The organism is Acinetobacter portensis, from assembly GCF_009372215.1.
In the GTDB taxonomy this organism is placed as follows: domain Bacteria; phylum Pseudomonadota; class Gammaproteobacteria; order Pseudomonadales; family Moraxellaceae; genus Acinetobacter; species Acinetobacter portensis.
Map to the genome: position 1 here is coordinate 1 of NZ_LWRV01000047.1, position 13,257 is coordinate 13,257.

General features: G+C 35.7%; 15 protein-coding genes and 1 tRNA gene. 4 read left to right on the forward strand and 12 right to left on the reverse strand.

Features of this window, described 5'->3' with window-relative positions; genetic code table 11:
• Nucleotides 1-485: 485 nt before the first annotated feature.
• Together A6M14_RS04635 and A6M14_RS04640 are read right to left on the reverse strand one after the other, a co-directional pair.
• Nucleotides 486-1,580, reverse strand: coding sequence for a fatty acid desaturase family protein (locus A6M14_RS04635; protein WP_152873847.1), 1,095 nt, complete (start codon nt 1,578-1,580; stop codon nt 486-488).
• A 13-nt stretch (nt 1,581-1,593) separates the two neighbouring features.
• Nucleotides 1,594-2,664: a flavin reductase family protein gene (locus tag A6M14_RS04640; RefSeq protein WP_152873848.1), complete on the reverse strand. Its 1,071-nt coding sequence runs from the start codon at nt 2,662-2,664 to the stop codon at nt 1,594-1,596.
• A 155-nt stretch (nt 2,665-2,819) separates the two neighbouring features.
• Here A6M14_RS04640 and fabR point away from each other — a divergent pair, with 155 nt between their 5' ends.
• The 3 genes from fabR to A6M14_RS04655 all read left to right on the forward strand — a co-directional run bounded on the left by fabR (nt 2,820) and on the right by A6M14_RS04655 (nt 4,621).
• Nucleotides 2,820-3,500, forward strand: coding sequence for an HTH-type transcriptional repressor FabR (fabR, locus tag A6M14_RS04645; RefSeq protein ID WP_171500239.1), 681 nt, complete (start codon nt 2,820-2,822; stop codon nt 3,498-3,500).
• A gap of 344 nt (nt 3,501-3,844) precedes the next feature.
• Entirely contained in the window at nt 3,845-4,090 is a 246-nt protein-coding gene (locus A6M14_RS04650; protein ID WP_152873850.1) for a hypothetical protein, read from the forward strand.
• A gap of 96 nt (nt 4,091-4,186) precedes the next feature.
• Nucleotides 4,187-4,621 carry a PaaI family thioesterase gene (locus A6M14_RS04655; protein WP_152873851.1) on the forward strand — a complete coding sequence of 145 codons (435 nt, stop codon included), beginning with the start codon at nt 4,187-4,189 and terminating at the stop codon, nt 4,619-4,621.
• 65 nt (nt 4,622-4,686) lie between these two features.
• Here A6M14_RS04655 and A6M14_RS04660 read toward each other — a convergent pair whose 3' ends face one another.
• Nucleotides 4,687-5,139: a hypothetical protein gene (locus A6M14_RS04660; RefSeq protein ID WP_152873852.1), complete on the reverse strand. Its 453-nt coding sequence runs from the start codon at nt 5,137-5,139 to the stop codon at nt 4,687-4,689.
• A 251-nt stretch (nt 5,140-5,390) separates the two neighbouring features.
• Between A6M14_RS04660 and A6M14_RS04665 the strand changes: the two genes are divergently transcribed.
• Nucleotides 5,391-5,466, forward strand: a tRNA-Asn gene (locus A6M14_RS04665).
• Between the two features lie 372 nt (nt 5,467-5,838).
• Here A6M14_RS04665 and A6M14_RS04670 read toward each other — a convergent pair.
• The 9 genes from A6M14_RS04670 to lepA are packed head-to-tail and all read right to left on the reverse strand — an operon-like array spanning nt 5,839 to nt 12,972.
• Complete coding sequence (locus A6M14_RS04670; protein WP_152873853.1) at nt 5,839-6,492, reverse strand: MiaE family protein; 654 nt, start codon at nt 6,490-6,492, stop codon at nt 5,839-5,841.
• Nucleotides 6,493-6,495: 3 nt separating this feature from the next.
• Complete coding sequence (gene pdxJ, locus A6M14_RS04675; protein WP_152873854.1) at nt 6,496-7,224, reverse strand: pyridoxine 5'-phosphate synthase; 729 nt, start codon at nt 7,222-7,224, stop codon at nt 6,496-6,498.
• Nucleotides 7,225-7,233: 9 nt separating this feature from the next.
• Nucleotides 7,234-7,947, reverse strand: coding sequence for a DNA repair protein RecO (recO, locus tag A6M14_RS04680; RefSeq protein ID WP_152873855.1), 714 nt, complete (start codon nt 7,945-7,947; stop codon nt 7,234-7,236).
• 23 nt (nt 7,948-7,970) lie between these two features.
• On the reverse strand, nt 7,971-8,174 hold the full coding sequence (locus A6M14_RS04685) for an NF038104 family lipoprotein (protein WP_152873856.1): 204 nt from the start codon (nt 8,172-8,174) through the stop codon (nt 7,971-7,973).
• A 34-nt stretch (nt 8,175-8,208) separates the two neighbouring features.
• Nucleotides 8,209-9,240 (reverse strand): GTPase Era, encoded by a 1,032-nt coding sequence (gene era, locus A6M14_RS04690; protein WP_152873857.1) that lies wholly within the window; start codon nt 9,238-9,240, stop codon nt 8,209-8,211.
• Nucleotides 9,240-9,938, reverse strand: a complete 699-nt coding sequence (gene rnc / locus A6M14_RS04695) for a ribonuclease III (protein WP_152873858.1) — start codon at nt 9,936-9,938, stop codon at nt 9,240-9,242. Before rnc ends, era begins: the two co-directional genes overlap by 1 nt.
• Complete coding sequence (locus A6M14_RS04700; RefSeq protein WP_152873859.1) at nt 9,910-10,284, reverse strand: DUF4845 domain-containing protein; 375 nt, start codon at nt 10,282-10,284, stop codon at nt 9,910-9,912. The genes rnc and A6M14_RS04700 overlap by 29 nt, the downstream gene beginning before the upstream one ends.
• Nucleotides 10,285-10,304: 20 nt before the next feature.
• Entirely contained in the window at nt 10,305-11,132 is an 828-nt protein-coding gene (gene lepB / locus A6M14_RS04705; protein ID WP_152873860.1) for a signal peptidase I, read from the reverse strand.
• Nucleotides 11,133-11,154: 22 nt separating this feature from the next.
• Complete coding sequence (gene lepA / locus A6M14_RS04710; protein WP_152873861.1) at nt 11,155-12,972, reverse strand: translation elongation factor 4; 1,818 nt, start codon at nt 12,970-12,972, stop codon at nt 11,155-11,157.
• Nucleotides 12,973-13,257: the final 285 nt, after the last annotated feature.

A 13,257-nucleotide genomic window follows, 5' to 3' on the forward strand; every position in this document is an offset into this window, starting at 1 on the left:
GGTTTGTGCAACAAAGCCCTGCAGATGTATTAGCTGTTGCTAAAGTCGCGGCAATCGCAAGCCCCCAATACGCTAAACTTATTTTTTTCATAACAATTATCCAGATTCACTTAACTATGCCTATAATTTAGGCAAAAATATATTGACATTATTAACACACTTTTCCATTAAGTTTATTCTTATTGCATTTTATTAAATATTTGCAAACTATTTATCATTTCTATAAAAAACAGATCAAGAACAAGCTAAATCATTATTTAAATTAACTAACATATGTATATTAAATGAGCTTTCAATATAAAAAAAGTCTAAATAATTTATACAAAATTACTCTTTTAGTAAAAAATTATTTAATCACCCACGGTGTAATTACTATATTTTTCACATATAAATTCCTCATATACAGATGGAAATCCTTTATCAAATTTTATGATCATGCATAAAAAAACCACCTATTAAAGGTGGCTTTTAAATCTGTCATTTGATTATTTTTTGAATGGAAATGCATATTTCACAATACGTTTAATTACACTACCGTACTGCTTTACTAAACTTGCATTATTATAATTTAAACCATACTTTTCACAGACTGCTTGAACTTTAGGTGCCATTTTACGGTAACGACGCGCAGGAATATCAGGGTATAAATGATGTTCGATTTGATGGCTTAAATGACCTGTCAAAATATGGAACGCTTCTGAACCTGTTAAGTTGGAAGAACCACGAATTTGACGCATATACCAATGACCACGACTTTCATTTTGTAAAACTTCTTTTGAAAACACTTCAACATCTTTAGTGAAGTGACCGCAGAAAATAATACTGAATGTCCAAATGTTACGAATACCATTAGCAACACAGTTACCAGCCAATACAGGTAAAGCAGCTGGACCTGCAATTACAGGGAAAAACACATAGTCTTTCACCAATTGTTTGGTGATTTTCTTTTTCATTGGTGCAAATCGTGATTTAAACTCTTCTTTGGTCATACGCCCTTTTAGGTATTTACCAATTTCAAGGTTTTGAATTGCGACGCCCCATTGGAAAAGTAAGCAGAATGGAATGCTATACAAAGGTTGCAATAAGTAACCTTTTTTCCAACGTTGTTCTGGGAATAAACGTAATACGCCATAACCGATATCATCATCCATACCTTTAATATTGGTATAGGTATGATGTTTATAATTATGTGTTTGACGCCAATCGTCTGCTGTACCCACAATATCCCATTCGTATTTTGTACCATTGAGTTTAGGATCATTCATCCAATCATATTGACCATGAATGACATTATGACCTAACTCCATGTTTTCCATGATTTTAGAAAAACCAAGTAAGCCTGTTCCTAATATCCAAGCTGGTGGAAACCATCCTGCAAATAACAATGCACGACCAATAATTTCTGAATACTTAACAGTGGAATACACACGATTAATATATTTTGCATCTTTTTCACCTAAGTCATCTAAAACTTCTTGGCGAATTGCGTCTAATTCACGTGCTAACTCATCTTGCTCAATTTGAGTGAGTTCACGATTTTTTGGGTTTTTAAAATATTCAAGTTTTACTGGCATATTCATATTAATAAACCTCTTATAAATCTATGACTAAATCGGTTTGTGCTGAGTTAACACAAATTTTAAGTAAGTTACCAGGTTCATTGTTTTGTGAACCATTCACTAAATTTTTAGTTGAACCTTCAGCTTTGTTGCATGCACACTTATTGCAAATACCCATACGGCAACCGTGCTTTGGTTTAATATTTTGTTGCTCTAAACCCAATAAAATCGGCTGACCTTTCGGAATCGCAACCACTTTATTTGACTGAGTTAAAGTCACATTCACAAAACCAATTTCATCATGTAAAACAGGGCTCATACTAAATGCTTCTGTTTTAATGCAATGAGCAGCAGCAAATAAAGCTTCAACATTTGCTGTAAACCCTGATGGGCCACATGCATATACTGTACTTTGCTCAATATTTTGAAGTGCTTTTACATGAAATTCATTTAAACGTGAAGCGGGATGTTCTGCATCTTGCGTATAGAAAAATTCAACTTTGAAATTTTCATATTGTGTAGCTAATTGTTCAAACTCTGCTTTAAATGCTGCATCTGCTTGAGTTTTCACCCAATACATAAGCGTTACAGGCATTTCATTAATTTTGTTTGATACAACCAAAGCTTGAATTAAGCTATGCATTGGCGTAATACCACTACCCGCAGCAAGTAGAATTAAAGGTTGCGTATTTTCTGGAAGTTGCATATCGCCATAAGGACGACCAAATTCTAAAATATCACCTACTTTCGATTGCTCTAACAACCAAGAACTTGCAACACCATTTTCAACTTTTTTAGCAACAAGCAACACTTTTTTAGCATTTACTTGAGTCAAACTATACGTACGTTCGTAACGAATTCCATTTACAACGACAAATACTGGATGATGCTGTCCTGCTTCACCCACACTGAATTTACGATTGAATTCAATCGTCAATGCAACAGTATCATTCGCAATAATTTCTTTTTTAACAATAGAACCCAAAGCCTGATTTACAGACCAAAGTGGGTTCAATTTTTGAAGCCAGAAATTTGCTGAATATGGATCAATCACCACATCCACCAATGCAGATAAAGGAGATTTCGTTTTTTCGATTGTATGCATAGTTTATACACCACGCCTTTGAACTTTTAATTATTATACACATGTATATATATTTGTATATACAGTTGTATTGTATCCAATCATTTCAAAGTGTAGACGTAATGGTTATAATGATTTAAAGCTAATTTACAACTGTACCTATGACTGAACCATCAATGAAAATAAGCAATATCACTACTTTACAGGAAGCTAAAAACATACAGGAAACTGTTCCTGCGCGTACGGTTGGTCGTAAAGCAACAATTACAAAAGAAGAACTTTTTCAAGCAGCACTCAATTTAATTGGTCCACAAAAAAGCATTGCATCATTAAGTTTGCGTGAAGTTGCACGTGAAGCAGGTATCGCTCCAAATAGTTTTTATCGCCATTTTAAAGATATTGATGAATTAGCTATTGAACTGATTGAGCGCTCTGGTGGTGTGTTACGTAAAATTTTACATCAAGCCCGTTTAAAAGCTTCAAAGCAAAGCAGTATTATTCGTACTTCTGTTGAAGTCTTTATTGAACAGCTCAATGCAGATGAAGGCAATTTAAGCCTTTTATTACGTGAAGGCTATACAGGCTCACATTCTTATAAGTTAGCTGTTGAACATCAACTTAATTACTTTCAGCAAGAACTACAAGAAGACCTAATTCGCTTAGAACAAACCAATGGCAGTAAACTCGCACACCCCGACATTGTGTCTAAAGCCATCACACAATTAGTATTTAATATGGGTGCAAAAGTCATTGAAATTCCAGTGGAACAGCGCAAAGAAACAGCCGAACAAACAATGATTATGATTCGCATGATACTAGAAGGTGCTCGCCACCTAGATGCGAACAAAATTCCTTAACACTCATTCAGACTTCTTTCATAAAATATTTTTTGAGTAATTAATAAACTCACAACGAATACTCCCTCTCTTATAAAAAATGAGAAGTTCGCTCCGCAAGGGAGAAATTTTTACGAAAGAAGTCTATATGCGATTTTAAATTATTAGCTCAACTTAGGAGTGAAGTACTGAAATACCCAATATATAAAGCAATGATTCTAAGAATCTCTGAAATAAGATTTGAAAATTAAAACCAAGTTATAACGATTAAATATAAGCTTTGTACATATTGATACTTTAGAACTATAGATAGTTGATTATTCACACTCTAAAATAGATATCTAATTGATCGTAAAGCCTCTCCCATGCGTTACCAAATTATTGATGTCTATCAAACTGAAGACTTAAAAAGATATATTGCCAAATGTTTGAAAAAACACTCTCCTCAATTTATTGTCATTGAAAGCCAAAGAACCTTCTGCTTAAACATTGATATCATTAATGTAAATTGCCAACACACATCTGCGACATCAGCAACAGGTGAAGAAATTTCACTTAAAATATTAAATAAATTCGATACATTTGATAAGACCTATATGTCTAGACTGTAACGCTCACATTAACTGATTGACCTTGAGCTTCTTATTTTCCTATTCTAATAAACAAGTTTCTTTTGGAACTTAGAATAAAAAACCAAGGAAATAGAAATGAATATTAAGGAAATGTCAGGTTTACAAATTATGCAGGCGATGTGTGATGGTGTTATTCCGCCACCATCAATGAGTTTAACTATTCCAATGACAGCAGGACAGGTCACAAAAGGTCATGTAATATTTACAGCTAAAGCAGATGAACGACATATCAATCCATTGGGTGGCGTTCATGGCGGTTTTGCCGCAACTGTTCTAGATTCTGTTACAGGTTGTGCCGTATTTTCAATGCTTGAAGCAGGTATTGGTTATGGCACCATCGACTTAAATGTAAAAATGTGTCGCCCGATTCCAATCAACCAAGAACTGACTGCTTATGGTGACATCATTAATATCAGCAGAAGTTTGGGTATTGCTGAAGGAAAAATTGTAGATAAAGATGGTAAACTTTATGCGCATGCAACCGCAACTTGCATGATTATTCGCCCATAATATTCAATAACCAAATCATTTTAGAGCGCGAAATGCATTCAATTTGCGCTCTTTATTCATTTATATTAAATAGCAGATTTTAATTGAGTTGTTTGCTGTAAATTTTGAATAGGTCGTGAAAGACCTTTGAAAACACAATAAAATTGAAAGATTGTGCCGACTGAAATATCAACCGATTTATTTTCACGAAGTGACCATGCTTTAGAAGTATCTTGCTCTGTAACTGAACTCCCATTGAGCTCATATACAAATAAATCTTGCTCCGATTGATTCAGCGTTTTATCTCTTAAAATTGTGTTGATTAGTTCGCTTTTATTCACATCTACAGTCCATTTATCTGCAAACCAAAGTTGCAATAAATCGCCTAAAAAAAGTTGATGCGAAGCCAAAGGCCAAACTTGTACTTCAGCACCTTCCACAGGCACATAGTATTGGTCAGCATTTTTGATAATTGAAAGGTAATTTTCTTTGTAAAAAGAAAAGTTTGCAAAAATTTGAGGGATAGTGAGCGTATTCATTCGCTGTCTCCTATTTAGCCATTTTAGTGCTGGCAAGTTGGGTTTAAATCCACACTGTCTAAGCTTTCGCTCAAACGCTCTGTTGTTAATATCAGACTACCAACTGATTTTTTTCTTTGCAAGCACTTCATGAGATATTTCTTCATTTTTTTCAATTTTGTTCAAATAAAAAGCATACAGATGAAAAATGTAAGAAAGATGACAGTTTTTCCTTGACCCTCTTTCAAATGTCCTTATAATCGCATGCAGATTCTCCAATAGCTCAGTCGGTAGAGCGACGGACTGTTAATCCGCAGGTCCCTGGTTCGAGCCCAGGTTGGAGAGCCAAATACTAAAAAGCCCACTCATTATGAAGTGGGCTTTTTTTATACTTATAATATTTAAAATATATAAGCTTTAAAACTCAATTTAATTCATGAATTTTTCACCCAAACTAGAAATATTGATCAATGAAATACAATCTAACGACGAATTAGATGAATCGTATATATCTGACTGTATTGATTTCCATGTCAAAACATTAAACTAATATAACTAAATTACCATCAAGCTTAGAATTCCCCCTTATTACTTCAAATGAGGAAACATCCTCTATTAACAATCAATATTTACAACAAGTAGTTCAAGAAATTAAAACCAGTTATAGACTTAAATAAGAAATCCCTCATATAGAGGGATTCTTACAATGATTAAAACGAATTAAGCCGCTTTAACAGGTACACCACTATGGAAACGGAAAAGCTCATCTGGTGTTGAAATTAATTCCGCTTCAACTTTACGTATATGCTCAATACGCTGTTGAATATCCTCTTCAGGATTTTTCAATTTCGCAGTTGTTGCAACATCTAAAGCAAGCGCCAAATAATCTTCATAATGGCGAGATTCAGACTTTAATAAGTAACGGTAATAACGCCCTAATTCTTCATCTACAAGCGGTGCAAGCGAATAAAAACGCTCACACGAGCGTGCTTCTACAAATGCACCAATCACCAATACATCAATTAATGCTTCAGGTTCATAAGTACGAATTTCCTTACGCAAACCACCTGCATAACGCCCTGCACTTAAACTTTGCCAAGCTTGTCCACGCTTATTCATTAGTGAAAGAACTTGCTCATAATGCAACATTTCTTCACGTACAAGCTGTGCCAATTTCACTTGTAAATCGACATAAAAGTTATAGCGAAACATCAAGTTCATTGCCGTACTTGCCGCTTTTTTTTCACAATTAGCATGATCTTGCATTAAAATTTCTAGATTATTTAATGCTTCATCAAGCCAAGACTGAGGAGTTTTACAACCCAAGAAACCAATAACAGGTTGCATGAGTTCATCATAATTAATTGTAGACATAATTTATAAACGCGCTGCCTTAATGACTGCTTTCATTTCTTTCACAGCATCTGCTAATCCAATAAAAACAGCATCAGCAATAAGTGAATGACCAATATTTAATTCGTAAATTTGTGGAATTTTAGCAATAGGTGTCACGTTTTCAAGATTTAAACCATGACCCGCATTAACCACCAAACCTTTTGATGCTGCATATTCAGCACCTTTTATAATACGTTCAAGCTCGTTTTGTTGCTTTTCAGGTGTTTCAGCATCAGCATAAGCACCTGTATGCAATTCAATTGTAGGTGCACCACATGCAACCGCTGCATCAATTTGTGCAAAATCAGCATCAATGAATAATGAAACATCACAACCAATTGCTGTTAATTCTTGCGTTGCTTTCTTAACATCTTCAAAATGACCAACAACATCTAAACCACCTTCCGTTGTTACTTCTTGGCGTTTTTCTGGCACAAAACAAATATGATGTGGTTTTACTTTTTTCGCAATTTCAACCATTTCATCGGTTACTGCCATTTCCAAATTCATACGTGTTTTCAAGGCTGGACGCATACGATATACATCGGCATCTTGAATATGACGACGATCTTCACGCAAATGCAAGGTAATACCTTCCGCACCCGCTTGTTCACAAATTAATGCAGCATTAACAGGATCTGGATAAGAGGTACCACGTGCTTGTCGCAAAGTTGCAACATGGTCAATATTTACACCTAATAATGCAGCCATAATACTTTCCTACTTACGATGAGTTTGAGCGTTTTGAACCCACAATTGCCTACTTTTTAAAGGGCGATCCCCTAAAAGTGAAGTAATCACTTGTCGATATAGCTTAGTGAGCAATTGTAACTGTTGTAGATTGAATTCCCCACCTTTTTCATACTGCATCATTGTTTGTATTAAAGCGCCCGATATTGCAGATCGAGAAGCTTGAGCAGTAGCAAGAAATCCATCATTTAATTGAAATTGGTAATTCATTTCATTCGATATTAATTGCTGATTTGAATCGACTGAAAAATCGATTGCATAGCCTAAATCATCCAATAATTCATGTTCAAACTGACGCAAAATTTGGCGTAAAAATAGGTTTTGATCTTCTTGTTGAGATAATTTTTGTAATTGTTCTAAAGTTTTTGAATACTGAATGAAAGTCTGTGGCATTTCTACTTCAGGTGGACAAAGTCTTAATAGAACTTCATTTAAATAAAAGCCTGAAAAAAATGCATCACCATGAAAAAAAATAGGCTGATTCACAATTTCCAATTTACTAAAATTTTTAAGCTCAGATTTTCCTGAAGCTTGTAAACATATCGGCTGATATTGCGGTGGTGGCGTTTGCCTTAAAATACCATCAACACGACCATGCTCTTGCGTAAATAAATGCACAATATGGCTACGGTCACGATATTTTCTGTGATGAATTAAATAACCATGCAAAATTTCATTGCGCATGAGGTCAGTTTTTAATCCTTAATTTATTTTTTTTGATTATCTTCATCATCTTCATTTGAATCGGCATCATCATGCCCACCTGGAATGACTGCGCCAACAACAGATGCTGTTCCTTTAACAACACCCTTTGTCGCTTTATATGCAACTTTTACGGGAACTGTAACAATTTTAGTAATACAGCCTTGAAGGAATAAAACACATATTCCTATCGCTAGAACTTTCATCATCACAATTCCCCTAAAGATCGCTTATAAACTTGAGTTAGATATCGCTATAACCCAAACTTTTTAATGCACGTTCATCATCAGACCATCCGCCTTTCACTTTAACCCAAAGCGTAAGCATGATTTTCTGCTCGAACATGCGCTCCATATCAACACGCGCATCCATACCAATTTTTTTCAATTTCGCACCACGCTCACCAATCACAATGGCTTTTTGGCTTGGGCGATCTACGAAAATTGTGGCATCAATATATGTGCAAGCTGCTTTCGGACAACCTGTTTTTTCATTTACCGTTGCTTCTTCTGTTTTAAAAGATTCAATTTGAACGGTTAAATCGTACGGAAGCTCTTCACCCAATTGACGCATGATTTTTTCACGAATTGTTTCAGATGCTAAGAAACGCTCTGAACGGTCTGTGATTTGATCCATTGAATAAAGCGGTGGCTGGAATGGTAAATACTTTTCAATTGTATCGCGCAAATGATCTAAATTTGCACCACGTAATGCAGAAACAGGAACAATTTCAGCAAAGTTCATCAACTTTGCACGTTCTTGAATTAAAGGTAATGCTTCATTCTTATTTTCAAAAGTATCAAGTTTATTAATAACAAGAATGACTGGCATTTCTGCATTTTGAAGCTTTTCCAAAACTAAATCATCGTTTGGAGTCCACTTTTGCGCATCAACCACAAATAGAACAAGGTTCACATCACGTAATGCAGAATGTGCCGCACGGTTCATCATTTTATTGATGGCACGTACTTCTTTTTTGTGCATCCCTGGTGTATCTACAAATACAGCCTGAGATTTCTCACGTGTATCAATCCCCACAATTTTGTGGCGTGTGGTTTGTGGTTTACGTGAAGTAATCGATAACTTTTGACCCAATAAATGGTTCATAAGTGTAGATTTACCTACGTTTGGGCGACCTACAATCGCAACAAAACCACTTTTATAATCCGCAGGAATGTCTGTTCCTTGCGCACTAAAAAATTGACTAATAAGGTCGTTACTGTCGCTTTCTTGCGACTCGTGATCAGCATCGATGTGATCGGAATGAGTAGTCATTAAGACTTGATCTCCAATAATTTTAAAATATCCGCTGCTACTGTTTGTTCAGCAAAGCGACGGCTAGATCCTTCTCCATACTTCACAGGCAAGCCCTCAACAATACACTCCACTTTAAAGTGTTGATTTGGGGCATCGCCTTGAATATCCACAACCTCGTAAACCGGGAGAGGTTTTTTACGTGCTTGTAAATACTCTTGTAAGCGTGACTTAGGATCTTTCAGTTGATCTGTGGGTTCAATATGATCTAGATAAGGCACATACCATTTTAAAACAATAGGTTCCAATATGGTCAGATCATTACAATCGACATAAATTGCACCAATAATTGCTTCAACAGTATCTGCCAAAATAGATTCACGGTGATGCCCGCCAGACTTTAATTCACCTGTACTTAAAATTAAATGTTGGCTTAATTTTAAGTCATTGGCAATTTTCCCTAGCGCTTCTTGACGCACTAAGGTTGCACGCATACGCGTTAAACGGCCTTCATTTTCATGCGGATAAGCATGAAAGAGATAATTAGCAATAATCATCCCTAACAGTGAATCGCCTAGATACTCTAGACGCTCATAGTTTAATTTATGGCTCACCGATCGGTGGGTCAATGCCAGTTGTAACAATTCAGGTTGTTTAAACTGATATCCGATACGACTCACTAAACGACTTTCATTTAGCTTTGACTGAGCTTTGATCAAAATTTTTCTCGAACTTTAACACTAAATCTATATTGAGTAAGAAAGGCTTTCTTACCTCATAATCCTTTTTCACAATAAGTTCACCATTTTTCGAAACTTTTGCAATATCTTCAAATTTAACATTGATAATATTGTTCATCGAAAGACGCTGACTCATTTGATTATTGAATTTTTCAGGAGAAATATCTTCAGGGCTATTTTTCAACAAAGCTGAAATTTCTCCATTAATCATTCTATCATCAAAATAAGGTCCCCAAACAGCTATTGCAAATTTTGCAATTAAAGCAAAGCAAATCACTGCCAATAAGATTGAACTATACGAAGCCCCTAACTGAGATTTACGCATACTTACTTCCCCATTATTTTTTAATCAATTGCCCCGTTACGACCAAATGATGGAATTTTAAATCCAGGCTCTTTATGCATCCATTTATAGATTGCTCGACCCGTTAAGTTTTCTTCTGGCACAAAGCCCCAGAAACGACTATCAGCACTTTGATCGCGATTATCCCCCATCGCAAAGTAATGACCTTCTGGTACTTTCACTTCCCAATATAAACCATTTGTATTTGAATATTTACCGTTTTCTAAATAGTTTATGAATGGTGCTTGGCGTGCAACATTTACACCTTCTAGCTCACGCATTGTAAATGTATGACTACCTAAAGTTTCTTTGTGATAAATAGATGTAGGTGTATCTTGTACATCTTTTTCGCGGCTAAATTGCACAGGCACTTTAGCAACTTCTTTACCATTAATAATCAATTGCCCATGATCATAAACAATATGATCACCTGGTAAACCAACAACACGTTTAATATAACTAATGGTTGGTTGCGGTGGGTAGCGGAATACGATGACATCACCACGTTCAGGCTCACCAACGTCTATTATTTTCTTATTAATGACCGGTAAACGAATGCCATAATCAAACTTATTCACCAAAATAAAATCACCTGTTTCTAAAGTTGGCACCATAGAATCTGAGGGAATATTAAATGGTTCATATAAGAATGAACGCAAAATTAAAACGACTGCTAAAACTGGCCAAAAATCATAAGCCCATGTGATAATGAAATGTTCATTTCCACGCCCTTTAGTTTGTCTTTGTTTAATGACAAACTTATCTAATAGCCACACAAAAAAGAATATAAGTGTTGCCGGTACGAGGATTAAATTAAAATCAAAATCCATGAGCTAAATGACCTCTGTTGTTTTATCTTTCTACTTTTAATACAGCAAGGAACGCTTCTTGTGGGATTTCAACACTACCCACTTGCTTCATGCGTTTCTTACCTTCTTTCTGTTTAGATAGAAGTTTCTTCTTACGTGAAACGTCACCACCATAACATTTAGCCAATACGTTTTTACGCATTGCCTTAACAGTTGAACGCGCAATAATTTGTGCGCCAATTGCGGCTTGAATGGCAACATCAAACATTTGACGTGGAATCAAATCTTTCATTTTTTCCACAAGTGCAATACCACGATGACGAGCATCTTGGCGGTGACAAATCATGGCTAAAGCATCCACTTTATCGCCATTAATTAGCACGTCAACTTTAACCAAAGATGAACTTTCAAATCGTACAAAATTGTAATCGAGTGATGCAAAACCACGCGAACAAGATTTCAATTTATCAAAGAAATCCATGACAACTTCAGCCATAGGAATTTCAAAAGTAATCGCAACTTGATTACTAACAAACTTCATATCTTTTTGGATACCACGACGCTCAACACACAATGTCATTACATTACCCAAGTATTCTTGAGGAACGAGAATATTACATTCTGCAATGGGTTCACGTAAATCTTCAACTGTTGAACCATCAGGCATTTTTGAAGGGCTATCGATATAAATGGTTTCGCCATTTTTCATCACTGCTTCATAAATTACAGTCGGAGCAGATGAAATAAGATCTAAATCGTATTCGCGCTCTAAACGTTCTTGTACGATTTCCATGTGTAGCATACCTAAGAAGCCACAACGGAAACCAAAGCCTAATGCATCTGAGCTTTCTGGTTCAAAGAATAATGCTGAGTCATTAATTTGAAGCTTATGAAGTGCTTCACGGAACGGCTCAAAATCACTTGCATCAATTGGGAATAAACCTGCATAAACCTGCGGTTTAACCTTTTTAAAACCAGGTAAAATTTCAACTTCTGGCGTATTTGCCAAAGTAATGGTATCACCCACTGGCGCACCAAAAATATCTTTAATACCAGCAATAACAAAACCAACTTCGCCAGCTTCTAATACACCTGTATCGGTATGTTTAGGATTAAAAATACCAACAGAAGTGATAATGTGCGTTTGACCTGTCGATTTCATCAACATCTTGTCGCCTTTACGCACACGACCATGCTTAATACGAACTAAAGATACAACACCTAAGTAGTTGTCGAACCAAGAGTCAATAATTAATGCCTGTAAAGGTGCATCACGATCACCCACAGGTGCTGGGATAATATTTACAAGTGTTTCTAAAACACCTTCAATACCTAAACCAGTTTTAGCAGAGCATGTTGGTGCTTCAGTTGCTTCAATACCAATAATATCTTCAATTTCTTGAATGACACGCTCAGGTTCTGCTTGAGGTAAATCAATTTTATTGAGTACAGGAAGAACTTCTAGACCTTGTTCAATTGCGGTATAGCAGTTTGCAACAGATTGAGCTTCTACACCTTGAGCAGCATCGACCACAAGCAATGCACCTTCACAGGCAGCAAGTGAACGAGATACTTCATATGAAAAGTCTACGTGTCCAGGTGTGTCAATGAAGTTAAGTTGATATTCTTCACCATTCGGATGTGTGTAATACAAAGTTACCGATGCGGCTTTAATCGTAATACCACGCTCACGTTCTAATTCCATAGAATCTAAAACTTGAGCTTGCATTTCACGGTCTTGCAAACCACCACAGGTTTGAATAAAGCGATCGGCTAGCGTCGACTTTCCGTGATCGATATGCGCAATAATCGAAAAGTTACGAATGTTTTTTATATCAACAGATTTTTTAGCTTGCGCCATGGGCTACCTTGGAAATAAATGCGCTATGCATGCAATAATGAGTGCACAGCAAAAGCAGAATAAAGTTGCGAAAGATTATAGCAGATGGTTTTTTCAAAGTATTCATTATAATAATTTTGTTTTCAGCTTATTAAGCTAACTCTCAATAGCATTCTTATTATTTATACAAAGATTTAAAATCTGTACTTAGTTAATACCAAAATTTTCAAAAACCAAACTGTGATGATTACTTACACAATATTACATACACTTCCCTTTATGCACACAATCATTTATTAAGTTCCC

Coding starts and splice junctions, on each gene's coding strand:
- A6M14_RS04635 (WP_152873847.1), bottom strand. CDS start 1,580: ATGAATATGCCAGTAAAACTTGAATATTTTAAAAACCCAAAAAATCGT.
- A6M14_RS04640 (WP_152873848.1), bottom strand. CDS start 2,664: ATGCATACAATCGAAAAAACGAAATCTCCTTTATCTGCATTGGTGGAT.
- fabR (WP_171500239.1), top strand. CDS start 2,820: ATGAAAATAAGCAATATCACTACTTTACAGGAAGCTAAAAACATACAG.
- A6M14_RS04650 (WP_152873850.1), top strand. CDS start 3,845: ATGCGTTACCAAATTATTGATGTCTATCAAACTGAAGACTTAAAAAGA.
- A6M14_RS04655 (WP_152873851.1), top strand. CDS start 4,187: ATGAATATTAAGGAAATGTCAGGTTTACAAATTATGCAGGCGATGTGT.
- A6M14_RS04660 (WP_152873852.1), bottom strand. CDS start 5,139: ATGAATACGCTCACTATCCCTCAAATTTTTGCAAACTTTTCTTTTTAC.
- A6M14_RS04670 (WP_152873853.1), bottom strand. CDS start 6,492: ATGTCTACAATTAATTATGATGAACTCATGCAACCTGTTATTGGTTTC.
- pdxJ (WP_152873854.1), bottom strand. CDS start 7,224: ATGGCTGCATTATTAGGTGTAAATATTGACCATGTTGCAACTTTGCGA.
- recO (WP_152873855.1), bottom strand. CDS start 7,947: ATGCGCAATGAAATTTTGCATGGTTATTTAATTCATCACAGAAAATAT.
- A6M14_RS04685 (WP_152873856.1), bottom strand. CDS start 8,174: ATGATGAAAGTTCTAGCGATAGGAATATGTGTTTTATTCCTTCAAGGC.
- era (WP_152873857.1), bottom strand. CDS start 9,240: ATGACTACTCATTCCGATCACATCGATGCTGATCACGAGTCGCAAGAA.
- A6M14_RS04700 (WP_152873859.1), bottom strand. CDS start 10,284: ATGCGTAAATCTCAGTTAGGGGCTTCGTATAGTTCAATCTTATTGGCA.
- lepB (WP_152873860.1), bottom strand. CDS start 11,132: ATGGATTTTGATTTTAATTTAATCCTCGTACCGGCAACACTTATATTC.
- lepA (WP_152873861.1), bottom strand. CDS start 12,972: ATGGCGCAAGCTAAAAAATCTGTTGATATAAAAAACATTCGTAACTTT.